Origin of the sequence: Lysinibacillus sp. ACHW1.5 (genome assembly GCF_022014815.1) — a bacterium.
In the GTDB taxonomy this organism is placed as follows: domain Bacteria; phylum Bacillota; class Bacilli; order Bacillales_A; family Planococcaceae; genus Lysinibacillus; species Lysinibacillus capsici.
In genome coordinates this window covers 4242085-4267103 of sequence record NZ_CP091777.1, presented here as the reverse complement: position 1 = coordinate 4267103, position 25019 = coordinate 4242085, and the positions used below count along the sequence as shown (strand labels likewise).

27 protein-coding genes and 1 pseudogene are annotated in these 25019 nt (G+C 34.2%); 19 read left to right on the top strand and 9 right to left on the bottom strand.

Translation table 11 applies throughout. From position 1 onward, the window contains the following. Window positions 1-79: 79 nt before the first annotated feature. The 6 genes from L6W14_RS21430 to L6W14_RS21405 all read left to right on the top strand — a co-directional run bounded on the left by L6W14_RS21430 (window position 80) and on the right by L6W14_RS21405 (window position 4923). The gene (locus tag L6W14_RS21430) at window positions 80-991 is read left to right on the top strand and encodes an ABC transporter ATP-binding protein (protein ID WP_131520974.1); all 912 of its coding nucleotides are present in this window, start codon (window positions 80-82) and stop codon (window positions 989-991) included. Then, window positions 988-1695 (top strand): ABC transporter permease, encoded by a 708-nt coding sequence (locus L6W14_RS21425; RefSeq protein WP_237898846.1) that lies wholly within the window; start codon window positions 988-990, stop codon window positions 1693-1695. The genes L6W14_RS21430 and L6W14_RS21425 overlap by 4 nt, the downstream gene beginning before the upstream one ends. Beyond that, window positions 1695-2432, top strand: coding sequence for an ABC transporter permease (locus L6W14_RS21420; RefSeq protein ID WP_131520972.1), 738 nt, complete (start codon window positions 1695-1697; stop codon window positions 2430-2432). The genes L6W14_RS21425 and L6W14_RS21420 overlap by 1 nt, the downstream gene beginning before the upstream one ends. 24 nt (window positions 2433-2456) lie before the next feature. Continuing rightward, on the top strand, window positions 2457-3713 hold the full coding sequence (locus L6W14_RS21415) for an erythromycin esterase family protein (RefSeq protein WP_131521046.1): 1257 nt from the start codon (window positions 2457-2459) through the stop codon (window positions 3711-3713). A gap of 69 nt (window positions 3714-3782) precedes the next feature. Then, window positions 3783-4667 carry a helix-turn-helix transcriptional regulator gene (locus L6W14_RS21410; protein WP_131520971.1) on the top strand — a complete coding sequence of 295 codons (885 nt, stop codon included), beginning with the start codon at window positions 3783-3785 and terminating at the stop codon, window positions 4665-4667. Window positions 4668-4764: 97 nt separating this feature from the next. Further along, complete coding sequence (locus tag L6W14_RS21405; RefSeq protein WP_004231699.1) at window positions 4765-4923, top strand: DUF1540 domain-containing protein; 159 nt, start codon at window positions 4765-4767, stop codon at window positions 4921-4923. 49 nt (window positions 4924-4972) lie between these two features. Here L6W14_RS21405 and L6W14_RS21400 read toward each other — a convergent pair whose 3' ends face one another. Beyond that, window positions 4973-5215 carry a hypothetical protein gene (locus L6W14_RS21400; protein ID WP_004231701.1) on the bottom strand — a complete coding sequence of 81 codons (243 nt, stop codon included), beginning with the start codon at window positions 5213-5215 and terminating at the stop codon, window positions 4973-4975. 320 nt (window positions 5216-5535) lie between these two features. On the opposite strand from L6W14_RS21400, the pseudogene L6W14_RS23130 reads away from it, so the two are divergent. From L6W14_RS23130 to L6W14_RS21390, 3 genes and pseudogenes are all read left to right on the top strand, one after another. Further along, window positions 5536-5664 (top strand): annotated as a pseudogene (locus tag L6W14_RS23130) (EamA family transporter); the annotation flags it as partial. 85 nt (window positions 5665-5749) lie between these two features. Beyond that, window positions 5750-6292, top strand: a complete 543-nt coding sequence (locus L6W14_RS21395) for a histidine phosphatase family protein (protein WP_131520970.1) — start codon at window positions 5750-5752, stop codon at window positions 6290-6292. 75 nt (window positions 6293-6367) lie between these two features. Further along, window positions 6368-7015 carry a uridine kinase family protein gene (locus tag L6W14_RS21390; protein ID WP_237898843.1) on the top strand — a complete coding sequence of 216 codons (648 nt, stop codon included), beginning with the start codon at window positions 6368-6370 and terminating at the stop codon, window positions 7013-7015. A 41-nt stretch (window positions 7016-7056) separates the two neighbouring features. Here the strand turns inward: L6W14_RS21390 and L6W14_RS21385 are convergent, their stop codons facing one another. The 4 genes from L6W14_RS21385 to L6W14_RS23125 form a co-directional block, all read right to left on the bottom strand. After that, a complete protein-coding gene (locus L6W14_RS21385; RefSeq protein WP_237898842.1) occupies window positions 7057-7701 on the bottom strand; it encodes an SIMPL domain-containing protein in 645 nt (214 codons plus the stop codon). A gap of 47 nt (window positions 7702-7748) precedes the next feature. Beyond that, the gene (locus L6W14_RS21380) at window positions 7749-8375 is read right to left on the bottom strand and encodes a DUF2238 domain-containing protein (protein ID WP_131520967.1); all 627 of its coding nucleotides are present in this window, start codon (window positions 8373-8375) and stop codon (window positions 7749-7751) included. Between the two features lie 108 nt (window positions 8376-8483). Further along, a complete protein-coding gene (locus L6W14_RS21375) occupies window positions 8484-8786 on the bottom strand; it encodes a YunC family protein (protein WP_004231716.1) in 303 nt (100 codons plus the stop codon). Window positions 8787-8968: 182 nt separating this feature from the next. After that, the gene (locus L6W14_RS23125) at window positions 8969-9091 is read right to left on the bottom strand and encodes a hypothetical protein (protein WP_255501615.1); all 123 of its coding nucleotides are present in this window, start codon (window positions 9089-9091) and stop codon (window positions 8969-8971) included. 271 nt (window positions 9092-9362) lie between these two features. Here L6W14_RS23125 and L6W14_RS21370 point away from each other — a divergent pair, with 271 nt between their 5' ends. Then, window positions 9363-10097: a polysaccharide deacetylase family protein gene (locus L6W14_RS21370; RefSeq protein ID WP_131520966.1), complete on the top strand. Its 735-nt coding sequence runs from the start codon at window positions 9363-9365 to the stop codon at window positions 10095-10097. A 65-nt stretch (window positions 10098-10162) separates the two neighbouring features. Here the strand turns inward: L6W14_RS21370 and L6W14_RS21365 are convergent, their stop codons facing one another. After that, a complete protein-coding gene (locus tag L6W14_RS21365) occupies window positions 10163-10423 on the bottom strand; it encodes a hypothetical protein (RefSeq protein ID WP_004231722.1) in 261 nt (86 codons plus the stop codon). 105 nt (window positions 10424-10528) lie between these two features. Here L6W14_RS21365 and L6W14_RS21360 point away from each other — a divergent pair, with 105 nt between their 5' ends. Both L6W14_RS21360 and L6W14_RS21355 read left to right on the top strand, forming a co-directional pair. Then, a complete protein-coding gene (locus L6W14_RS21360; RefSeq protein WP_131520964.1) occupies window positions 10529-11323 on the top strand; it encodes a DUF2268 domain-containing putative Zn-dependent protease in 795 nt (264 codons plus the stop codon). Between the two features lie 18 nt (window positions 11324-11341). Then, a complete protein-coding gene (locus L6W14_RS21355; RefSeq protein ID WP_237898840.1) occupies window positions 11342-11851 on the top strand; it encodes a DNA-deoxyinosine glycosylase in 510 nt (169 codons plus the stop codon). Between the two features lie 14 nt (window positions 11852-11865). Here the strand turns inward: L6W14_RS21355 and L6W14_RS21350 are convergent, their stop codons facing one another. From L6W14_RS21350 to L6W14_RS21340, 3 genes are all read right to left on the bottom strand, one after another. Beyond that, on the bottom strand, window positions 11866-12666 hold the full coding sequence (locus L6W14_RS21350; protein ID WP_237898837.1) for a cytochrome c oxidase assembly protein: 801 nt from the start codon (window positions 12664-12666) through the stop codon (window positions 11866-11868). A gap of 13 nt (window positions 12667-12679) precedes the next feature. Next, window positions 12680-13162, bottom strand: a complete 483-nt coding sequence (locus L6W14_RS21345) for a DUF2243 domain-containing protein (RefSeq protein WP_237898836.1) — start codon at window positions 13160-13162, stop codon at window positions 12680-12682. 71 nt (window positions 13163-13233) lie between these two features. Beyond that, the gene (locus L6W14_RS21340) at window positions 13234-14124 is read right to left on the bottom strand and encodes an endo alpha-1,4 polygalactosaminidase (RefSeq protein ID WP_237898835.1); all 891 of its coding nucleotides are present in this window, start codon (window positions 14122-14124) and stop codon (window positions 13234-13236) included. 132 nt (window positions 14125-14256) lie between these two features. Here L6W14_RS21340 and L6W14_RS21335 point away from each other — a divergent pair, with 132 nt between their 5' ends. From L6W14_RS21335 to L6W14_RS21305, 7 genes are all read left to right on the top strand, one after another. Next, complete coding sequence (locus L6W14_RS21335; protein ID WP_131520959.1) at window positions 14257-14619, top strand: hypothetical protein; 363 nt, start codon at window positions 14257-14259, stop codon at window positions 14617-14619. Between the two features lie 320 nt (window positions 14620-14939). Next, a complete protein-coding gene (gene abc-f, locus L6W14_RS21330) occupies window positions 14940-16580 on the top strand; it encodes a ribosomal protection-like ABC-F family protein (RefSeq protein WP_237898834.1) in 1641 nt (546 codons plus the stop codon). A 253-nt stretch (window positions 16581-16833) separates the two neighbouring features. After that, the gene (locus tag L6W14_RS21325; RefSeq protein WP_131520957.1) at window positions 16834-17865 is read left to right on the top strand and encodes a hypothetical protein; all 1032 of its coding nucleotides are present in this window, start codon (window positions 16834-16836) and stop codon (window positions 17863-17865) included. 20 nt (window positions 17866-17885) lie between these two features. Further along, the gene (locus L6W14_RS21320) at window positions 17886-20456 is read left to right on the top strand and encodes a hypothetical protein (protein ID WP_237898832.1); all 2571 of its coding nucleotides are present in this window, start codon (window positions 17886-17888) and stop codon (window positions 20454-20456) included. Next, complete coding sequence (locus L6W14_RS21315; protein ID WP_237898831.1) at window positions 20456-22027, top strand: hypothetical protein; 1572 nt, start codon at window positions 20456-20458, stop codon at window positions 22025-22027. Before L6W14_RS21320 ends, L6W14_RS21315 begins: the two co-directional genes overlap by 1 nt. Next, window positions 22008-23681 carry a YcaO-like family protein gene (locus L6W14_RS21310; RefSeq protein ID WP_193767363.1) on the top strand — a complete coding sequence of 558 codons (1674 nt, stop codon included), beginning with the start codon at window positions 22008-22010 and terminating at the stop codon, window positions 23679-23681. The genes L6W14_RS21315 and L6W14_RS21310 overlap by 20 nt, the downstream gene beginning before the upstream one ends. Before the next feature lie 15 nt (window positions 23682-23696). Then, the gene (locus L6W14_RS21305) at window positions 23697-24989 is read left to right on the top strand and encodes a hypothetical protein (protein WP_131520953.1); all 1293 of its coding nucleotides are present in this window, start codon (window positions 23697-23699) and stop codon (window positions 24987-24989) included. Window positions 24990-25019 lie beyond the last annotated feature (30 nt).

Sequence of the window (25019 nt, the reverse complement as noted above, 5' to 3'; positions counted from 1 at the left end):
GAATTTTTAAACAAAATTTAAACTTAGCCCATACTTTTTTTAAACTTCCCTTTTTAAGATAGTTAAAGAGGTGAGGACATTGGAGTATATCGTACAAACACAAAACTTATCAAAAAGCTTTGGGAAAGAGCAAGCTGTATCAAATTTGAACTTGCAAATTCGCAAAGGTGAAATATATGGATTTTTAGGTCCGAATGGGGCAGGTAAAACGACTACAATTCGAATGCTTCTAGGTTTAATGAAGCCATCTTCTGGAACAATTAAAGTCTTTGAAAAGAATATTACGAAGGAACGTATCCAAATTTTAGCTAAGATTGGTTCGTTGGTGGAAAACCCTTCTTATTATCCACATTTAACGGCTTATGAGAATCTAGAGGCACTAAGAAAAATACTAGGTGTACCGAAAACTCGAATCGATGAAGTTTTGGAAATTGTCCGTTTGAAGGAAGCTGCCCATAAAAAGGTCAAAGGTTTCTCTTTAGGAATGAAGCAACGTCTTGGTATTGCTGCTTCTTTACTACATAGTCCTGAATTACTTATTTTAGATGAACCAACGAATGGCCTCGATCCTTCAGGCATTATAGAGATTCGTAATTTAATTAAAAGATTACCAGAGGAATATGGCATGACCATTATAATCTCCAGCCATTTATTATCAGAGATTGATCAAATGGCAACACAAGTGGGGATTGTTTTGAAAGGGAAATTAATTTTCCAAGATTCTATTGAAGCTATGCGTCGATTTGCCCAACCAAAGGTTATCTTTAAAGTAAGCAATGGTGAAAAAGGATGGCGTTTCTTATTAGCAAATGGTATTAAGGCAGATTATCAGGGTGGTGTGATTTTCTTAGAAGAGTGCTCGGATGAAAAGGTTGCTCATATTGTCCAAGTTCTTGTTCAGGAGGGTATATCCGTATTCCGAGTCGAGGAAGAGAAACGCTCATTGGAGGATATATTCTTGCAAATGACGATGGGAGAGCAGGGGATATGATGGGGCTTTTAACTGCTGATTTCTTAAAAATCAAACGTAAAGGATTATGGCTTCTAACGCTTATCGGCCCTTTAGGAGTGGTTGCTCTGCAAATGGTCAATTATGGCGTAAGAAAGGAGTACCTCTTACAGCAAAGTGAGGATGATTGGGGCTATTTCTTATTAAATGTGCATTCATTTACACCGCTTGCCATAGTCTTGGGTATTGCCATTCTTACGTCATTCATAGCAAGCATTGAAAATGAGACCAATGCTTGGAAACAACTCATTGCATTACCTGTTTCCAAAATAACCGTATATTTGTCTAAATTTACGCTGTTAGCTATCTTACTATTTTTCGCTTCAACGTTATTAATGTTTTTTACGCTGAGCTACGGGCTGTTTTTAGAATTAGGTGACACGGTACCTTACATGGAGCTTGCAAAATATAGCTATTTCCCTGCGTTTGCAGCATTACCTATCTTGGCACTTCAATTGTGGATAGCGAGTGTAAGTCATAATCAAGGGATTCCGATAACTGTAGGCATTTTTGGGGTGATTTTTGCCTATTCTTCCTATGTTCTTCCAGATTGGATGATATGGAGATGGCCATCATTGATGAACCAATGGAATGAGCCGATGATCAATGTCTTATTAGGCGTAGGAATTGGTATCTTACTCTATATTATCGGCATGGTTGATTTTGCAAGAAGGGACGTGAAATAATGATTGCTTTACTTCAAGCTGAGTGGTTTAAGTTACGTAAATCAAAAATGGTACCGATTATTTTAGCAGGACCCATGATTGGACTTTTTATAGGCCTATCCGCTAATTTAGAGGACAACATGCAGGGGATTGAGATCAATGAGTGGTATGTATCGTTATTTTCGATGAATTTAACATATGCTCTATTATTTTTACCACTTATTTCTGGTGTTTTTACCAGTCTTATTTGTAGGTATGAACATCAGTCTGGTGGATGGAAGCAGCTTTTAGCATTACCTGTAACAAGAGGGAAGGTATTTGTAGCTAAATACATATTGATTATGCTGCTTGTTTTAGCAATGCAGATATTGTATTTAGGTTCGGTCTTTGCTGTTGGGATGGTAAAAGGCTATACAGATTCTTTTCCTATGGAGATTGTTTGGAAAAGCATAGTGGGAGGCTGGGTAGCGACATTGCCATTAGTAGCCTTGCAATTGTGGATGTCCATTATGTTTAAAAGCTTTGCTGCTCCATTTGCTGTTAATGTCATATTTACTTTACCATCAATTTTAGCAGTGAATTCTGAAAGAATTGGTCCGTATTATCCTTGGGCACAACCCTTTTCGATGATGTATATAGGTGGCAATACAGACGATGTATTCTTTGTACCGTGGGAGCAATTGTTAACCGTAGTAGGTGGCGGATTCATCGTATTTTTCCTCGGAGGATATTACTATTTCCAGCGAAAATCCATTTAACCTAAAAGGAGAATTGACATGAGAATGATGAAACGTAGCTTACGTTTTTTAACAGTATCGATGCTATTAGTAGCTTTAGTAGGATGTGGACAGAGAGAGATTGTAAAAGATGGCACACGATATACGAATGAAATTAAAGATATCAACATTCCTGATGATGTAAAAATTATTGGTTTTGGGGAAGCAACACATGGCAATATCGAATTTCAAACATTAAAAAAAGATGTATTTGAAGCGATGATAAAAAATGAAAATGTCCATGTTTTCGTTTTAGAAGGAGATTTTGGTGGAGCCCAGCAGATAAACCAATTTATCGAAAACGGTGTCGGAACGGCGGAGGAAGCTATAAAAGCGTTAGACTATGGTATCTACAAAACCGAACAAATGGTAGAGTTTGTGCAGTGGATGCATGACTATAACCAGACAGTTGATGATCAAGAGAAAATTTATTTTTATGGCAATGATATGCAGCGCTATGATTATAGCAAAAAGGGGTTACTTGATTTTTACGCCAAGGTACATGCTGACAATGCACGAAAATTCACGACTAAGCTAGAGCATGTTTCCAACAAAACGATGAGAGATTTATCGGATAGTCAGCTACTTGAGCTTGATAAAACGATTGATACAATAATCAACGATTTACAAGCAAACAAGGCGATGTATGAGAAACAATCTTCAAAGGATGAATTTGCATTTGCTGTTCAATATGCGCAAATTATGAAGCAGCGTACGCAATTATTTTTAAATGATGGTAATTATATGAATTTGCGGGACGAATATTTAGCTGAAAATTTACAATGGATTGTTGAATATGAAGCAACGCAAGGTCATGATAAGGTATTAATGTCTGCTCATAATGGTCATATTGAGAAAACTTCTGCTACGATGGCAGGCTATCAATCGATGGGGCATTATTTAAGTGAGATATATAAAGATCAATATTTTGCGATTGGCACAGACTTTGTGAAAAATACATTCCAGGCACAAAATGGGTCTGGTGCACGAAAGGAATATTCGATTGAGCATCACAATGCTTTAGTGGATGCCTTTAGTGACATTGATAATAACATCTTTTATGTGAATTTTGAAGCTGCCAAACAATCGAAGGAGCTGGCGAATATTCTTGCCAAAAAGCAAAGAATGGGCAATATCGGCGATGATTTTCGTCCGTGGTATAAGCTGACACAAATGCTGTACACCATTAAAATGACACCTGAGGAAGCTTATGATGGTCTCATCGTTGTGCAAGAAGCAACACCAACAAAAATAATTGATTAAGCTAAATTTAGCAACCTCCATCAAAAAATCTGTTTCCTTCTCCATTATGATAAAGATGAGGTGAGTAACATGGAGTATAGTCAAGCGACGCAAAGAACTATTGCCTATATCGAGGAGCAATTGATGGAAGAAATTTCCTTTGAATGTCTTCCTAATACTGCTGGCTATTCGAAGTACCATCTAAGCCGAATTTTTAAGCAAGAAACGGGATTTACGATTGGTGAATATATTCGTATACGTCGGCTAGCTATGGCAGCGAGTTATTTGATGTACTCTAATGTATCGATATTAACGATTGCTGTTACACTTCAGTTTCAATCACAAGAGGCTTTTACAAGAGCCTTTAAAGAAGTTTATGCTTTACCACCAGGGAAGTATCGAAAAGTAATGCAATCATTAAATATGATGGAGGAGGAACATTACATGGAAACAGTTGAACAGGTTAAAGGTTGGGTGTTGAGTGGTGCTAATCCAGAATTGTATAAATTTCATACAGATGACAAGGTATTTCATTCAGGGAAGCGTTCAGGAGTATTGTATTCCACAACTGCCTCAGCAAATCATGGTCAATTTGCTACAATGATGCAGGGTTTTCTGGCAGCTGACTATAAAGGGAAACGCTTGAAAATGTCATGCTACTTAAAGACGGCAGATGCTACAAAGTGTGGTGCATGGATGCGTATTGACAATGGTACAGGTGATACGATTCAATTTGATAATATGGATCAACGCCCTGTGACAGGTTCTACTGAATGGAATCATTATTCGATTGTCTTAGACGTACCTGAAGAAGGTAATTCCATTTATTTTGGTGTGTTACTAATTGGTTCGGGTAAAGTCTGGGCAGATGGCTTCCGTTTTGAAGAAGTTGACAACAAGGTACCCTCAACAAATATGCTTACGCAGGAACATTTATCAAATCATCCTACTAATCTAGACTTCAGTATGGAGTGAATCAGACAGCTCTTACAATAATTGCGAAGTGACTTTTTTGAATAACGTATTGATTACCTCTAATTTGTTAAAGATAACAAAGAGGAGGTGTGAGACGATGGCACAAGAAATTCTTTGTGAAGTCAATAACTGCACATTTTGGGATTCTGGTAACAAATGCACAGCTGAAAAAATTTATGTTGTCAGCCAAAAGGGACAACATGCTTCCAACAGCGAGGAAACAGACTGTAAAACATTCGAACCTGAAACGCATTAATGTCAAAAGGGTAGCCATGTATTATGGTTACCCTTTTTCCTGGTCTTGATTAATAAATATCTACCTTTTCTTTGTTAAATAAAAGAGCATGGGCATTTTTCACTTTTTCCTCTACATAATCCAGTGAGTATTTACCAACAGAATCTGTTAAATCCCCAATTGCCCGCGACAAGTTATCAATAATCGGAATTAATTTGTGCATTTCTGTGCGATGCTTTTCTTTGTGCATCTCATCCATAATTTCATATGCAAGACGTTGAATCTTCCTTAGTCGCAATTTCTCAGATTGCATTGAATCCTCCTTATTGAACCAATTTATGATGTCTAATTATATGAGCTACAATAAGGTTTCATGAATAATGTGCTTTAGAAATAATTGCTCGTGTTATGAAGGGCTAGCGCGATTTCCCTTATGCCAACATCAATCTTGGATTCGTCTATATTCGATACATTTAGTTTGATAATACGTTCCCGATAAAATGCATCTAAATAATTACGTTTAATAGGATCTAACAAAATATTTTGTTATGCCAAATGATCAATAATCTTAGAAGTATTCACCTGTCTCGATAGAATGATATGGCTATGCATACAGATTTCCTTAGAGGATTGATTTTGGCAGGGGTCTTATTTTTACAGGAAGATTTCCATCTATATCATCTTATTGGTGGCGTCATGATTATTATTGGTGTGATAGGGACGAATTATTTTGGGCGGAAAAATGTAGAACAAGTGAGATAATGAATAGGAACATTTAAATCGTAGCTATTTAGTAAACGGGGTATAATAATCGTTTAAAAATGACTTTCTAAACGAGGAGGTATGTATGGGGAAAATTTATGTCATTAGACATTGTCTCGCACAAGGACAATCACTAGATGCACCCTTAACACAGAAGGGAATAGAGCAAGCAGATAGTTTAGCTGAGTTTTTCAAGGATCTAAAAATTGATCGAATTGTATCTAGCCCTTTCTTACGAGCAATCCAATCCATTAAACCATTAAGTAGTAGAGAAAGTATGACGATTGAAATTGATGAACGTCTTTCGGAGCGCATTTTAAGTACTAGAGATTTACCAGATTGGTACGAAAAATTACAGGCGACATTTGTGGATATGGATTTAAAATATGATGGTGGAGAATCCAGTAATGAAGCGATGCATCGAATTGTAGACCTTGTAAAAGATGCATTTGCACAGGATGTTGATAATACATTAATCGTGAGTCATGGCAATATCATCTCTTTGCTACTGAAGTATTATGATAAGGATGTTGATTTTCACTGTTGGAAAAATTTAAGCAACCCAGATGTTTTTCTACTAAGCCCTCAGCATAATGAAGTAATGATAGAGCGAATATGGGGAGCATAGTAAAGTGAAGGCTAATATTAAGTGGTATGGTAGGAATTGTTTCTTGCCATACCTTTTATAGTGAAGGAGAGTAAGATGGAGACGATATTAAAAGAAATTTTAAAATGGGTTAAACAGGCTGATAAAAGAATCATAATCGGCATTTCTGGTCATGGTGCTGCTGGAAAAACGACATTTGCCAAAAAACTTATACATGCTTTAGATCAAGATGAAGTGAATTATTTGAATACTGATCCGTATATTGTGAATTCGGATATTCGCAAGCAAACAATACTTAATTATACATATCAAAATGAGCATCATCGTTTTAAAATGACGGCTTGTCATCCCGCTGCTCATCATCTGCCATCATTGGAGCGAGATGTTCAGATGATAAGAGCAGGGCTTGATTTTATGACAATCGATACAAATTATATGAAAAGTACATTAATTTCTTCGAAAAAACAGATCACGATAGTAGAAGGAATGTGTGTAGCATTTATAGATCCGCAGTTACTCGATTTAAAGATTTATTTTTATACGGATGGGGCTACAGAGCTTAAGAGAAGATCAGATCGTGATGTGCTGGAAAGAGGGACAGATATAAATTATTTAAAACAATCACATGATGAGCGACGTATTCAATATGAATTATTTATGCATCCACATTGCCAGCATTTTGATATGGTTATTAAAACTCAGGATGATGAAATCCTTATTGAAAAAAATACACTTGTAAAATAAATGAGGGCCTTCTGCACTTTGACTAGCGGAAGGCTCTAACTTTAGTATTGAAATTTTACACGAACAGTAGCATCAATAGCAATTTGTCCCTGTTCTATAGGCGTGATTCCCGAGGATACAGCCATAGAGCGATAAAGGATAGGTGTGTTAGCCTGCTCTTCCACAATCTCTACAGGGAGTGGCTGCAAAGGCAGGTGCATAGTTTCTGCTATTGTTTTCGCCTTCAATTGAGCATTCTGTAGCGCTAAACTTAATGCTTGCTGATAGTAAGCATCGGTATGGTCCATTTTGAACTGAATATTGGTTATTCGATTTGCCCCATTTTCTATAGCCGTATCAATGATTAAGCCCAAATCATTGGTATCCGAAACGTTGACCGAAATGGCGTTGACTACTTCATAGCCATTAAAAATTTGTTTGCCATCTTCGAAATTATATAGTGGTGTGATGGTATAACTAGCCGTTTGAATTTGTTCTCTTGGAATACCAAGTGCGAGAAGTGATTGCATAACTTCATTCATGATTGCCGCATTTTCCTGTTGAGGACCTTGTACATGGTTGCCCTGTGTTTGGACTTCAATTTGTAATTGTACAGAGCTAGGTGTAGCCATTACCTGTCCATAGCCGATTACAATCATAGTACGTGATGGATGATGTGTTTGTTGATTGACCTGTGCATAGTACATCTAATACCACCTTTCATTGGTTATATAATCATGCTATGCAAAAATATTTACGATTTGTTTATTCTTTTTAAAAATTTATCATGGAGCTTTGTGAATAGAAGTAAAGCTAAAATAGCTCCCAGCAAGGCTAAAAACATGTCCCATTGTGCATCCCATTTATCTCCCTGCATGCCTAAAAAATCCTTTGCTCCTTTACTTCCCTTCGAGATTCTTGTACTTAACCATTCAATGATTTCATAAAAAGCGGCAATTGCGAGTAGAATACTGATCGTAATACCTGTAAGCCAAGCTCCTTTTGTAAGTGGTGTTTTCCTAATTAGTATTTCCCTTATTACGATGGCTAATAAACCTTTTAAAAAGTGGCCAAAGCGATCATAGTGATTACGTTGTAAATGAAACTCATCTTTTATCCAATTAAAAAGAGGGACTTCCGAATAGGTATAATGCCCACCTATAAATGTCAGGATCGACAAGAGAGCAATAATAAAATAAGAAAATGTGGTGAAGCGGAATTTACGATAAATGCAAACAGCGACTGTTATTGCCACAATTCCAGGACTAACTTCAGCTAGCCAATCTAAATAGGAGGACGGCTTTATAACAGACCAGATGAAAACAATTAAAACAATAATAAGTAAGGTGGCGTGTATTTTAACATGTTGCCTACTATTCATACTAACAACTCCCTTTGTCCCACAGTATGGGGAATGGGGAAATTGCTTATTCAAATTAGGTTAACAAACAAAAAAGAAAAGCGTCTAGTTGACGCTTTTTTTAGCCAATTAGATCATTTTTAAAAGTGCTTCTACACCAGTCATTCCTTCTGTTATACCAAGCTGTTCTGCTTCATAAGTTACAGATTCTAATGGAGCTGTTAATAGCTCGTCAATTGTTTTCACGCCTACTGCACGACCAGCAATAATTTTTCGATCAACTAAGCGACTATTTAATAGGCCGACATCTAAAGCACCACACATAATGTAGCCTGTATCATTAGAAATAGTTAGTAATGTTGTTTTAGGTAATTGAACAACTACTGCAGTGAAGAAATGCCCTTTAATCATAATAGGTTCAATTGTCACCATTGAAATCACTCCTTTTCTCTATATACATATGGTGAAGGCTAGCAAGGTGTTCGACATTTTCAGGAAAAAAATCATGGCAACTAACTAAATATGTTGTTAGATGTATAAGGATGAAAGGAATTAGGAGGGACTTTATAACAAAAAGGAATCTACTCAAATGAATAGATTCCTTTTATCCTTTATTATCTTGTATAAGAAAGCAAAGCGGTTTGTTTAAATTTATGTAGTGCATTTGTTGCCTCACGTTTAGAACTATACTCAAACATACGATAAGTGTTTTCTTCAAATACTGTAATAATCCACATATATGTCATCCCCTTTGTTGTGTTGCATAACATTTATATATTTATAATAACTGTTATATATCAGATTTGATTTAATTTTACACCAATAAATAAAAAAATAAAGTACTATTCAAAGATTTTCACATATTGTTCAAAATTAAAAATAACGTTTAAAATTTTCCTGAAATAATTAAAAGGAGAAAACAGACAATCCTTCACAAGTATATTTCATGGCAATTCGTAAATAGTAAGTTGACGGAGTTCTGTGATTTCGGACTTGGGAGGTGATGCTATGACACGTATTTACGTATTCATTTTTATGGTTTTCTTTTTAATCATCTCGGGATTTTTAGTGCAGGAAGGCTACGCAGATAAAGGTCGTCCCTATTATGAGGAGACAGGGGAAGTTGTTTGGGATATCAAAACAAAGGATAAAATTGTTGCACTCACCTTTGATGATGGTCCACATCCTAAATACACAGCGGCTGTGCTAGATTTATTAGCAAAATATGATGCAAAAGCCACCTTTTTTATTATTGGAAAAAATGCAGAAAAATATCCAGAGCTTGTTTTACGTTCTTATACAGAAGGCCATGAATTAGCAAATCATACGTATACACATCCATTTAAAGTTTCCATCAAAAAATTGCAAGAGGAGCTTCAACAGACAAATGACACGATTTATAGTATTACTGGTTTTTCCCCAGTTTTATTCCGTCCCGTTGGTGGAAATTATACGGATGCTATGATTAATGCGGCTGTGAAGGACGGCTATAAGGTAGTAATGTGGTCCTGGCATCAGGATACGCAAGATTGGAAAGAGCCTGGTGTAAGGAAAATTGTGCAAAAGGTAATGAAGGGAACAAGGCCTGGAGATGTTATTTTATTTCATGATGGTGGCGGGAACCGTACACAAACAATTCAAGCACTAGAAGAAATACTACCTGCATTAAAAAAGCAAGGCTACACATTTGTTACAATATCCGAGCTGATTGAAATCAAACAGCAACAAGAGCAAGTTCAATAATGAAAAATGAGCCATCTCAACAAAGTTTGAAATGGCTTCTTTTTCACTTAAATAAAAGGTTTGAATTAGAAGAAAATAATTGGAGCTAGTGCAATACCTAAAATTGTTCCTAGAGCAATTCCATAGCCAAAACCTTCTCCTCCATACCCTCCAAATCCCCAAAACCCTAAACCATAACCACTATATCTTCTATCAGGTAGAATCCATACCTGTCTTCTATCTACCCTTGTGATTTCTCCAACATGTACTTTACCAGATGAATCTGAGATTCGAACACGTTTACCATGATATTTACAGCAAAGACTATAAGCATCAGCTGGATTCACACATATCCCTCCTTTCAATGTCATTACAAGCTAATATATGCGATTTGATGGATTTATCACTAGCCGATTGTCTATTCAAGGCATATGCTGTGAAGAGGTGATAATATGGCAGTTGTGTCAACGGATAAGTGGTTAAATGAATTTGTAAGTGCTAGAAAATCAACTAGAAAGGATGAGCGAACAAGCTTACAATGCTCCATTCTTTGTGATCGATTGGTCAAACTATTTCAAGATGGGCTTCCAGAAGAAATTCACTATACATTACAGCAACAGGGTCTTTTTTTACCTCATGAGGAAGTCGATGTTGAAAAATTAAAGAGGCAAAAAGTATGGGCCAGTGTACAGCAGGAGTTCCTATACCTACAGAGGAAATGGAATGGCCCATCAATACCAATTTATATTTTCCCAATAACTCAGCAGCAAACGATAACCAATAAAAATGGTGTCGCTTATCCTCATTCGCTTTTTTTATTTGTGGGTGATTTAGATAAGCAGGAGCTTCAAGCATTATTTGCTCATGAATATAACCATGTTTGTCGTATACACATATTAAAAAAAAGTTTAGACGATATGACTTTATTGGATACTCTCATTTTAGAAGGCTTAGCAGAAGATGCGGTGAAAGATTTATATGGGGAAAAGTGGATTTCTCCTTGGTTGCAATTCTACTCAGATAAAGAACTTTTAGCTTTATGGGAGCATCATTTTTTACCGAATTTACAACTCCAAGGAATCGAACAACATCATCCATTTCTATACGGGGGGGCCCTTCCATCTTGGATCGGCTACTGTATAGGCTACAAAATTGTGCAGTCATATAAAATGAACCATTCATGTCAACATCCCTTGTTCATTTCAAGCCAAGATTTACTTGCTGGTTCGAATTTTCCGTTACAATAGAGAAAAGGAGTGATTGTTGTGTCCAATGAATTAAAAAATATATTATTACCAATTGTAGACCCATCAACAAGGGTGCTCATTGTTGGATCCATGCCAGGAAAACAATCGTTAGAGAAACAGCAGTACTATGGCAATCCACGCAATCACTTTTGGCCTATTATGGGTGAGTTATTAGAGATAGCGATTCCAAATGATTATACAGAGAGAATAGCCTTATTAAAAAACAATGCAATCGGTCTTTGGGACACGATTGCAACTTGTGAACGCGAAGGAAGTTTAGATGCAGCGATACGCAATGAACAGCCCAATGATTTTCAAACCCTTTTTAAACAATACCCTAATATCCAATTAGTGCTTTTTAATGGAGCGAAGGCATTTGAGGTTTTTAAAAAGCATATTGGCTTAGGGCTTCTAGAAGGACGAGCCTATAAAAAAATGCCATCAACAAGTCCAATACCAGGGAAAAATATTAAAACGTTCACTGAAAAGCTAGAGGACTGGCGGATTATCCAATCCTATTTAACTTAATCAACAGGGCGAGATTAGCGTGATGAAGTCGCTGCTTTGGGGTGAATACTATTCCTTGTGCTTTTAAACCATTGATAAAAGAGAATATACACAAGAAGGATTTCAATAGCATCTCCACCGTAGTACATGATCTTAGCACCTAGTTCTGCCTCTGTGGAGGGTACATGACGAGGCGGATTTGCAAAAATAAATTTTGCCAATATGGCATGAGCGGCCAATGCTACTACTAATGTAAGGGATCGAAAAACATAAGAGTATGAATGTGGAGTAGGATCAATATAAATAAAGGCAATAGTAAACAAATAACCCGCTAGAAAAATATGGAGATGAATGAATACATACAGTAGTATATGTTCATGCATCAAATTGAAAAGTGAGGTTGTATAGAGTAACCATAGACCTCCTACATTTAGAATAGATGCAATAATTGGATGACGTATAAAACGAACATACGGATTTTTTAGTGTCCGAGAGAGAAAACGTGCCTTGTTTACTGATAAGGTTCTTAACAGCAGAGTCATGGGTGCTGCTAAAGCCATAAGTAATGGTGCCAGCATGCCAAGCAATAAATGTCCTATCATATGTGCGTCAAAATGAATATGACTAAGAGCAGCCAATGGGCCGATTAATGTAATCAGAGCACAGACATTTCCAACAATCCAACAGATAGTACGGAAATGAGGCCATTGTTTTTTATATTGATTCGAAATAATAACAGCGAGGATATAGCCTATAAGAGCTAGAACAAATGGCAAGGCCAGTAGAAGCTGAACTATAATAGGAAAGTTTTGAGCATGAACATCGTGAGAATGCAAGATGCGCCACCTCCTATCGATCTTTTTGATTTGTTTGGAGCAGTAAGACAATACCGATAATTATTAATAGCGCCGCCAATATGTTCCAAACGATATCATAGGGAAGTATTTCAACATTGTAACGAATTTGGTGAAGTTTCATGAATTTATGTTGTATAATTCCATCGTAAAGCTGAAATGAGCCTGCTCCAAGAAAAATACCGCCTAGCCATCTTTTTAGCCAAAACCCATGTTTTCTATGTAGATCAGCCAATAAAAAAGCAGATCCAATCGTAGCAAAAAAGCTGAATGCATGAAATAAACCATCCGAAACTAGTCCAATAGCTGCTGTAGACTTATCATAGAAATGATGCCAGTGTAATAATTGGTGAAAAATCACCTCATCTATGAATGCCACCACCCCAAGCCCAAATAAAATCCCAGTCCACATGTTACGCTGCTTATATTGAAAGCGATTTTCATGCTTATGTTTTTGTTCTTCATACATATTCGTCATATCCAATCCTATCACCTCAAGCTGATTTTCTTTTAGTCTACCCCTGAGATGAGCTCTTAAACAAATATCCCTCAAAACAGTCGTTTGTCAGAGGGAAGTAAGGATGATTGCCAGCTATTATAGTAAGAACCAGCAGGACTGTAAAAGAATTTGAAATGATGCTTCTCAGCTAATGCACGGCTTTTTGCTTCTTCTTCAAAACCAATTGCCATCACCTGTGTACCAAATTTATTGCGTATGTGGACAAGCTGTTGCATCATATCGAGTGACCATTTATCTTTTCCTACCACAGGATACGAAAAATCCTCCCACATAATAAAATCAACATATGGTGCTGTATAATCGGCGAGTGTTTGAAATCCCCAATTTTGAGCAACAGATATATTTGGATGTCGTTTTTTGATTTGTTGGATAAAAGATAACATGGCTTCATTTTGCCACTTTTGTTCATCTTCAGGTAAATAAGAATTGATATTACCGACCGTATCTAAAAACACGCCGTCTAAGCCTTTCTGAACAATTTGCTTCTTGACTTCTGCTAGTAAAATGTCTTGATAGTGCGTAGAAGTCATATCCATTAAATAAGAATCCCATTCGGCAAAATACATTTTTTCACCCTGTTTGTCTCGATAAAAGTCTTCTTCTTTCAATTGATGATAAAGTGCTGTATTCCATTTGTCTGCCTCCATAGCATTTATATAGCCGTACACTAAAGTACCGCTTTTTTGAGCATTGATGATATACTTCTGTTGCATTTCAATTGGTTCTACAATCACTAAATCTAACTTCATCATGCTCTTGCCAATGGCATCATTGCCTTTATCTAAGTAGTATTTGTAATCTTTTACATCAGTAAGTTTAGCTTGGATACTAGTGGAAGGAGATACTGGATTTTTAGCAAGCAACATCCACATCCCCCCTGCGATAAGCATGGCTAGTAAGGGTAATAATAATTTTTTCATAAGTACTCCTTTTTGAAAAATATCCCTTCCATTATACAGTAATAGGAAATGGATTACCTTCGATAAATGGGCAATGGCTCAACGGTGAATCGCCCTTTTACATATATTGAATAATGTAAAAGGAGGGTTTGTGTGTATAATAATCCATTTAGAGAAGATAATTTTAGAAGACCTGGTTGGGGAGATTATAATGATTTTGAAACAACGTCATTTGGGCCAAGTCATTTCGGACCCCCTCCAGCAGGACAAATGCCAATGAGCACACCGCCAGGTTTTTCGCCACCTATTCCAGCTTGGCGAGTAGGATCAAGTGGTATACGTTCCTGTTTGTTTAGAAATACGTATATTTGGATGAATAGTGGTAGAAGTTTTTGGTTTTTCCCAACAGCTGTAGGAAGGGAAATCATTGCTGGCTTCCGATGGAGTCGAAGATATGGCTGGTATTTCCGTACCATTTCAAGAAATCAAATTCGCTCCTATGAATGTTTTAGATAGACTAGGGAGTTTAATTTTAAAAAAAATGATGTTACAATGACGGTAACGATAAATGAAGGGAAGATGGGTGGCTAATGAATAACTAATCTTAATTTTTGTATAGGAAATTTTATATTTCACGAACAACAAAAATAGGATTAGTCTGCCCATTTTTCATAATAATTGCTTTATATTCGCAAACAACTGCTGATATTTAGCTACTCCAAAGATTGTTTTCACAATAATTTTGGAGCTTATTTGTGTATGATATTGTAGCGACTAATCCTTCCAAATGAATTGGAGGGATTTTTTTGTCCCTCCAACTGGAGAGGATGGATAATATGAAGGAACTTTTAAAATTACAGGATATACGTTATGAAATAAAGGATACATTACTATTTGAGCATGTGACAGGCACAGTAAAACAAGGTGAGGTCATCGGCATTATAGGGAGGAATGGTGCTGGGAAATCGACATTATTACAATTGATTCAAGGTACATTATCACCAACTATGGGAGTAATTCAGGGAGCACAGGCTTTAAAAATTTCATTTGTTGAACAGGAGCTAGCTCATTTTGACAAACTAGAAATATCCGCAAGAGAGGCTGATCTGCTGGCTAAGTGGCAGGTACCTAATGTGTCATTTGCAGCGTTAAGTGGGGGTGAAAAGCTGAAAATGCGTCTTGCAGAAGGTTTTTCCCAGAATGCTCAAATTTTATTACTTGATGAACCAACGAATCATTTAGATGAACGAAGTACCGCATTCCTCATCAGACAAGTACAAAACTATAAGGGGACAATCATCGTGGTATCACATGATCGCTATTTTTTAGATAAGGTTGCCACAAAAATCTGGTCTATTGAGGAAAAAAGCCTGATTGAACATGATGGCAATTATACAAGCTACATGGCTGATAGGGAACACCGACGATTAACACAACAACGTGCCTACGAGAAGCAGCAAAAAAACATTGAACGAATTGAGGCTCAAATGTCGGAACTGACGTCTTGGTCACAAAAGGGCCACGCCCAGTCAACAAAACTGGAAGGTTTTAAGGAGTACCATCGTGTGAAAGCAAAGCGTTTAGATTCTCAGGTGAAATCTAAGAAAAAGCGATTAGAGGCTGAACTTGCGAAGACAAGAGTGGAAGCCGTGGAGCCAGAAGCAGAGATTCGTTTTTCTTTAGGCACGAATCACCGAGTTGGCAAGCGCTTACTGGAAATCAAGCATTTATCTTTAAAATTTGGTGAACGTATACTATTTAACGATGTGAATATTACGGCTCAATTTGGAGATAAGATAGCTATCACAGGAAAGAATGGAAGTGGGAAAACAAGCTTTTTAAAAGTTCTTTTAGGCAAGCTAGAAGCTGAGGGTGAAGTATGGGTATCACCAGCTGCAAACATTGGTTATCTGACACAGGAAGTATTTGATTTACCACTTGATCAGACACCAGAGCAATATTTTTATCAAGACACATTTGAAGAGCGTGGAAAAGTCCGCAACTTGATGAAGAATCTAGGATTTACACAGGCGCATTGGACATCCGCCATAGGCAAAATGAGTATGGGAGAGCGCGTAAAGTGTAAGCTGATGGCCTATTTTTTAGAGGATAAAAATGTTCTTATTTTAGATGAGCCGACAAATCATCTTGATCTACCTTCTCGTGAGCAGTTAGAGCATACTCTTACTCAATATAATGGAACATTGCTTGTCGTTTCACATGATCGATACTTTCTAGAAAAAGTCACGAACAGTGTTTGGGAGCTTCACGGTCAGCACATCAAGAAAAAGTGGACAGAAGCCACACCAAATAAAGTGGATGATACAGCGGCACTTCGTTTAAAGCTTGAAACGGAAAGGCAAGAGATTTTAGGCAAACTGAGCTTTCTAACAGTAAAAGATAAGGACTACGCACTGCTTGACCAGAAGTTTAATGAGCTGACGAAGCTTATTAATGAGCTGAAAGTCAAATCCTAACACGACTTAAAATAAGACATCCTGAATTAATGGATGTCTTATTTTTATTTGTAATTATTGAAAGCATTAATGCTGAAAAGTTAATCCTAAATAAAAAAAATAATATCAAAAGTGCTTTTGATTATAAAAAATAGTGCACTTTTATAGTTAAATTATTTAATTAGGAAAAAAAATACTCTTGAATGAAAATAAACTATTATTAATTTACAAGGTAAGTCAAAACTATTTAAGCATATTGAAATGGGGAGGAAAAATGTCAATTAAAATATTTGATTACTCGTCTAGCAAATTACAATTAATGAACAAAATAGATAAGTTGATTTTGGAACAGAATATACTTGATTATTATTTTGATACAGATTGGCTGAACGGTCCTAGTATTGTTATTAATTTTCGAAGTATAGAAAGTGAAATGGATATTTTTAAGAAAATACAGGAGATCGTCAGTGAGTATAAGCGAAACAATCCATTATCAAATACAGAAATCCTAAGAAAAATGAAAAAATATGAAAAAGAACAAAAAAGACTTACGGATTTAGAGTTAAGAAATACTAAAGAAGTGGAAATGAAAGAGGATGGCACAGTACTCATAGAAAATAAAACGAAATCAGGAATATACAACTCTCCATTTCATGAAAATAGATTTTTAGAATACAGATACCAGTTACAGCCTATTCACAGTAAAATTCAAAAACTATTACCAACAATGGATGAAAAAAAAATAATGCACTTTTTCATTGAACAATTTAAATATATTTCTTTATTTTTTAATGGTGAAATAAAGGATGGATATATTTCCTATGTCTCACACGTAATTGGCTTTTTTTCTCGACTAAAGCTAGAAAATAAAAATTATGATCTAAAAGGGTATTTTGATTCGCTCTATTCAAATCTCTATAAAGAGACTCTTATTTTTACTTTAGAGGAGAGTTTAGTTTTAGAGGAATGGAAAAAACGTTGGGCTGAGGTCAATCTTCAGATGATAATGGATATTCCTTTTTATAAAGAAAGTGATACTAAATATTTAAACCTAGAGGATCAATATGAACATTTTATTAATAACATTAGTGAATTAAATAGCCCATTCCATAATCTTCTCTTAAGAAAAGATAACTTAAAAGAATTTATACTCTCTGATCAGATGCTTCATTATCGAAATGTAGTAAACCTATTTTACGTAACCCTGCCTTTATTCGAGCAAAATATGCTAAAAAAACACTTTTATGGATATTGTGTGATAAAGGATGTTCAAAAAGATTATGAGGATTTATTAATTCGTATTTAGATATGTAATGGAGGAATAAAATGGGGAAATTAAATCCATTTATTTTAGTAAGAAAAAATTCACTACCCAAAGCTTCAATCGAATTGAAAAGAGAAGGAAGTATAACTTTACTATTAAATAAAATAGAGAAAAATAATTCTCTTTTTCTAAAAAATAAAGAAAATACAATTGAACTACTTGAAAATCAAATTGCTTATTCTTTTGACAATAATCTACTGAATTTGAAACGTGTTATATATAACGAGCAATATAACAAATTTATTAACATTTTGAATAAGATTAAAGTTAGTTTAAATCCAGAGATGGAGCAAGCTCTTAAAGAACTTCATAAGTATTGGGAAAATAAACACCTATTAAATCAAAACTATAATCAATTATTTGAAAATCTAAGTGTAGAGAGTCGAGAGATTTTGCACGAGGCATCAAATAGTAAGATTATTCAAGATTATCTATTAATGATTCAACCCAATATTTATAAAAAGCTACAGTCATATAAAGAAATGAATGCAAAAGATCATAAGAATAAGGAAAGAAAGCTTGATGATACATTATATAAAGTGTTAGCTAGAGCTTCCTTAAAAACAAGTCCATTTGCGAATATGACAAGAGTTGGATTGGTAGAAAGAGCAAGTTCAAAAAAAGAGAAATTAGAAGAGGTAAGCGCAAATATAAATTTCTCGAATGAAGTTAAGATTAATTATACTTTCTTAAATCGATTGATTTTCGAGTTTCTCTTAAAAGAAGACAGCTTCTATTTTATTACTAATTATCGAACACCACCATTGTCAATTGAAATACAAGATAATGCTAATATTGTAAATTTTGTATCCACACAAGACGACAAAAAAAGCGTAAAAATCTTTGAAACAAGCGAGATTTTAAAAAAGCTTAAAATCCCTACAAAGTTAGCCGCTTTTTTAAAAGATAATAGTGTTAAGAAGAATTTCAATTTAAATGATATCTCATTAGTGTTAGACAATAAATTGAGTAATTTAGAGCTAATTGAACTTGCCAAGAAATATGTTGAGATTGGATTATTAGTTCCTACAATTGGATTTTCACAATTAGATGATAATGATTTCTTTTTGGAAATGAATGAGATCGGGAAAAAATTTCTGAACAAAGATAGCTTTAATAGACTTAATGACATCATTAATCAGCTAATTTTAACGAAAGAAAAACTACAATTTGTTGAGACGATTGAGGATAGAGATTGTATTTACAGAGAGTTGGAAGAATTTTTGGATAGCATTGAAGAAACAAAAAACATTAGTATGTCTGTAAATCATATTTATTATGAAGATGGTGTTCTTACTAATGAGTTTCCAGTGAACAATCTCTGCACCCAATCTGATATCAATATTCTTAGTAATATACAAAAAATTACGTTGTTATTTGATGTTAGCCTGCGAATGAGGTTGGAACTCGGGGAAAGAGTTTTTCTTAGTGGTGTTCAATCGTTAAATAGCGATTTCTTTACAATATTATTTGAAACCTCTAAAGACATACTTTCTTACTGGTCAGATCCTCTTTACATAGGGAGCAATATCAAATCTAGTTGGATAAAAAAATTGGATTCATTAAAAATTAGATTTATTAATGATTTAAGAGAGTTAACCTCGGTTTCTAATCAAACTATTGATATTACTAATCTCATCAATGAATATGTAGAAAAAATACCTAAGCAGTTAATTTTAAGAGCTGATCTATCTTCCAGTTTTTTTGTTCAAAAGAATGGTGAAAAATTGATTATTAACAATATTTATGATGGTCAAGAAAAATATAAGGCGAGGTTCATGGATTACTTTAAAGAGTTCCTTGAGCAAGATGCAGAATATAAAAAGTTTGAAGAAGAATATTATATGGATCAGGGTTACCACGAATATACTGAGAATTTTGGTTTTAATGGGAATGTTAAATCAATATTTTTACCAAATAGGGTAACAACAGTAGGGACTGGAAGAAAGAGATTTTCCACTATTGCAAAGAACTATTTAGAAATAGAGGAGTTAGGGATTAAGGTTGATCCGATTTGTAATTTTATTACTTTTTTTGAACGATCAACAAAAAAGGAAGTTAAAGTTTTGTACAGAGGATCCTTAATTCCAACTGCTATGCCTGGTTATATTTCTACATTACTACAGCTTTTTTCATCAGGAAGAATGACCTTTAAGTTCTCTGATCTTTTATGTCATGAGTCGATTCCAAAACTAACAATAGGAAATATAGTTTTGAGCAGAAAGAAGGAGAGCTTAAGTAAATATAAGAATCTATTTTTAGCTAAGGATTTAGAAGCAGCAGAATACCATAAGAAGATAAACACCTTTTTCTGGAAAAATGATTTACCAACAAATTTCTTTGTGGTTGCAAAAAGAGATCTCTCTGATAAACAATTTAGATTTGTAGATTTTAAACCATTTTATGTTGATATAACTAACCCTGTATCTTTGAAAATCTTTGTTAAGGAAATTATAAAGAAATATCAAGATGAAGATTTTGAAGGTCTTTATATAGAGGAGAATCTAGGTAATGAAGGAAATTTTGCTATTGAATATGATCTAGAACTTTACAAAGTAGGTGGAAAAATTTAATGAATGAGAACATTTGTGTTTTAAATAGACAAAATGTGATGGTTTATAGAAAAGAGAGTGAAACAGTTCTTAAAACGAGCTATAAAAGCTTTAAATTTAGTATGTCGGATGACAAGCATTTAAAGTTATTAGATCTTCTAAATGATTCTATTATTGGTATCCCGTTAGAAATGGTGAATGATGAAGATAAAAAACTAATTAAAATGTTGAGTAAAAATGGAGTTTTACTTGTCTATAGAAAGGGAGGAATAGTAGATAAATGTAAGTCTTTAAAGTGGTTTCAAATTTTGTCCCAATATCTCCCGCCTGATTTTGATTTAGAGATAGTGTGTAAAGAAATAATGAATACTACAATCGTTTTAAGAAATTCTTTGAACGATAAAATACCAAAAATTAAGGAAATTTTTTCAGAGTTCGATATGTCTTTAGTTTTAACAGATCAAAAATTTTCGAATAATAATAAATTGTGCGTTTTGACAGATAATGAGCTTGATCCAAATCAAGATTGTGGGATATTAATTCAAAAATTCAATCAAGGTATTTCAGGTACAGTTCTTAAAGATTTGTATTATGAACCATTGGATAATGACTTATCTAGAATGATTAAAATATTTAGTCCTTTATATATTTTAATTTATACTATAAAAAAATTAGCAGGTTTCGGGTCTAATACATTTTATATGAATGAAGTAGGTAAGTTTACTGAAAATGATGTACAGCATCACATAGTGAATGTTGTGAGTACTTCTCAATCCCCACTTGTTCTACAAGAACAACAAAAAGATATTGAGAGAATTGAAAAATTTGAAATGCTTATACAAAATAAATCTTTAAAGATGAAAATAGCGAATCAATATACTGAATATTCCGATTTATTCCAAAGTGGTTTATCTACTTATGCCATTATTGATGAATTCCTTAATAAAGAGTACGTTATTGCAGGGTTAAATTTCGAAAAATCCGCTGTTGAAGCAATTAAATATGCAGTTAGATTACATTTTGAAAATGTCTCAGGTGGCAAGTGGCTAATTACCGAAAATGAAAATTATTTCTTAGATAAAATACTTCTGTTAGTTAATAGTCTTCCTGAAAAAGGTATTTTTACAAAGCTTAGTGGTGCTATTATGAACAATTTGAAAGTATTTAGGTCGTATGGTGCATTTTTAGATAATATAGAAATTTATATAGAAAAATTCGAAAAATCAAATTCCTATAAAGTTTATTTGAAAGATAATGATGGAAAAATGTTTGGTGACTCAAAAAAGTGTATTGATTTGTCTAAAAAAATAGAAGAAACTATTTTGAATTATTTGCTACATTATCACAATGATTTAGGTAGCAAAGTGAAAACGCCTTACTCGTTCTATGATAAAAATACAACTAGCCAAAATGATTGTGAAAATCTGCGAGAAATCCCATATGTATCTTCTCGATTATTTATAGAAAATGCGCTCAAACTTTTCAAAGAAAATGATATTCGATATGAAGAATTTGCATGGGATAGAGAATTTGAATTGCAAAGTTTAAATCTCTGCGCTCGGAGAATTGATGTTGGATCGTACGGAGGGTAGAGCTGTCATGAAAAATAGGGTTAACGAAATTATTTTAATTTCAAAAGAAAATGATTGGGAAAAATTTATTAAGAGTCAAATTATTAACAACACTAATTTTGAAATTGAAGAGAATTATCTCCCAAAAAATTATTTAGATAAATTATTTACTGAGTTACTGGATACTGAGTTGGCAGAGGGCTCTTATTATACTTTCAACTTGAATTCAAAAATATTTTCTAAGAGAAAAGTGTTGGATTTATCGCTTGTTACAAATGATGTTGATAAGTTTGGTGAGTTGAACAAAGTTTCAAAATTCGAATTTAGGACAAAAGAGTTTAATGAAATTGCGAAAGATCTAAAAGCCAATCATAGTTCTTTAGTTGACCCACTTGTAGGGATATTCAAAGGGCATTATAGAGGTATTGCGGATTCAATGCCTTTAATCGCCTTCGATGCAAAACTTGGCACTAGAAGCTTTGATGCATATGGTCGAGCAAATACTTATAAGAAAGCATATTTTACAGGTTTACTAGAGGGATTAGAGCGATTTCATTCTGTTGGTTCTATCCATACTCAAGCAATAATTGCTAGTGAAAAGGAATTAATAGATTCAGGTAAAGCTTTTGTGCCGTTCCAAAAGTTCTGTCATTATACATGGGAACATTACCGTTCCAGACATTTTGAACTTGGAATTTACTCACCAGAAAAACCAATTAGGTGGATTAATACGTATTCCGTAAAAGAAGAAAGGGAAATTCTAATTCCAGAACAAATAGCTTATTTTTCATCTGAACAAGTATTAATTGAGACAGATGAAGAGAAGTATATTTCTGAAACATCTAATGGTACAGCGGTAGGAAGTTGTTGGACCGAAGCGGCTATTGCTGGCATATTTGAATTGATTGAGAGAGATAGCTTTTTAGTCTATTGGTATACGAAATCATCCCCAATTAAAGTAACTAATTTGATGGAATGTCAGGATAAAGAGATCAAAATGATTCTGGGTTATATCAATATGATGGACTATGAACCTCATTTATTTGATATAACACTTGAATCAAACGTTCCCACTTATTGGCTTTTACTAGAATATAAAGGGGATGATCCCGATGCTCTTAGTTTCTATACAGCTGCCGGATCAAATTTAAATCCATACTCTGCTATTAAATCAGCGTTTGTAGAGGCAACAACTTCAATTAAAGTTTTCAAAGAGTATATGTATAAAAAGTATTCTATTGAAGAAATGGAAAAACTAAAAAGGGATTTTAATGAAGTGAAAAAGTTAGAAGATCATTTGTATTTGTACTCTTCAGAAACAATGAAACAGTATTTGGATTTTGCACTTAAAACGGGAAAGAATGAAGAACTTAAAAGTAATATGATGAAAAGACTTCCTGATGATAAGGAAATTTCACAATCTAAATTATTACATGATATAGTAAGCCGCATTACAGAGGATGAAAATGACATTTATATCACGGATTTAAGTACAAAGTTTTTAACTGATATCGGCTTATCATGTGTTAAAGTTCATATTCCAGAATACCAAAATATCGGGTTTGGTAGTCAATATCAAAATGTCAATCTTGAGAGGTTAATGAACGCTATAAAATTGAATAATCTGGATGGAAACTTAGATGATATTTATCAAGCACCACATCCTTTTCCATAACGTTGGAGGTAGATTATGAATAATATTGAATACGATTATTATAAAAGATATTCTGCATTAAGATATGATTTAGTGCATTTTACTCACGCTACTCCTTATGTGAAGAAACAATATTCTTTAAAAGGGGAATTTCTAAAGATTGAAGATTCATCTTTGTACAAATTAGTTTCAGGGATAGCAGAAGCAAGTTTAAAAATTAATCGATATGAAATTCTTTCAAGGTATCAAGACCATAATAATTCTCCTTCAACGAGGAACATGCACTCTTGCCAATTAATATTTATTATTGATAGTAAAATATTTTTCTATGATATGTACGAGGATAAATTCATTTTGCTTAGTTCAGAGAGTCAAAGTACCTTTTTAAAAAGTAAAATTTATATTATCGGATTTTCAGATATCTTAAATATCTCAAGATATTATGGAGAATTCTCTCTCTATTTAAGTATGTTAGATGCAGGGCATGTTTTAGGAAACATAAAAAATTTTTTAAGCTTTAATAAATTATCTTGGCAACAACACTTGTCTTTCAATTACTCAGTTGTTTTTAATAAGATTCTTAATATAGATGATTGCGTATATGGATCCTTTGTCATTGAATTAGAGAGGCCAAATGGTGAATTAAATTTGGGTCACTTTGAAAGAGGTATTGAGAGAAAACGGATAGCGGAAACAAAGTTTTTCAATGAAATCAAATGCTCAAAGCATATTACAGAAATTATTAGCAGTATAAACAATGGGGCGACTGACTTTCAATGTAAGCAGTACTATCCAATTGATTGCAACTTCCATTCTTCAGTTAACAGGAATTCTGCTCATAATATGGTAGGTAATTTCAATTTAAATTCAGATGTGATTTTAAACAAATTTGAAGTAGCTACTTGTCTTTCTAGATTAAATAAATTCAGGAATCTAATTAGCATGAACAAGATCAATTATTGTATTTTGGAACACCATCAAATAACTTTCCAAAATGGAGTCGTTTGGGACAAGGAAGTCGAATTTTCTAAGGTTCTTTATAATGATCATCAATTTTTTGATCTTAATACATTTAATAAAGTTGTTGTCTTTTACACAGAAGATAAAAATATAGTTCGGAAAGGTCTATTACCGATTCTTCTCTCAGCTGGAGAATTGATGCAAGGCTTTTGTCTATACGCTGCAGAAACAGGTAATGCTTTTCGACCAATGAAGAATCATCATGACTCATATTTAAAAAAGTTATTAGAGTTAAATGATGATTCAGAGATTAATTATATTGGAGTGCTTTGTAGCTCACCTATTCAACAAATAAAAATGACTACTTAGGGTAGATCGATCTTAATAACACAATATGAT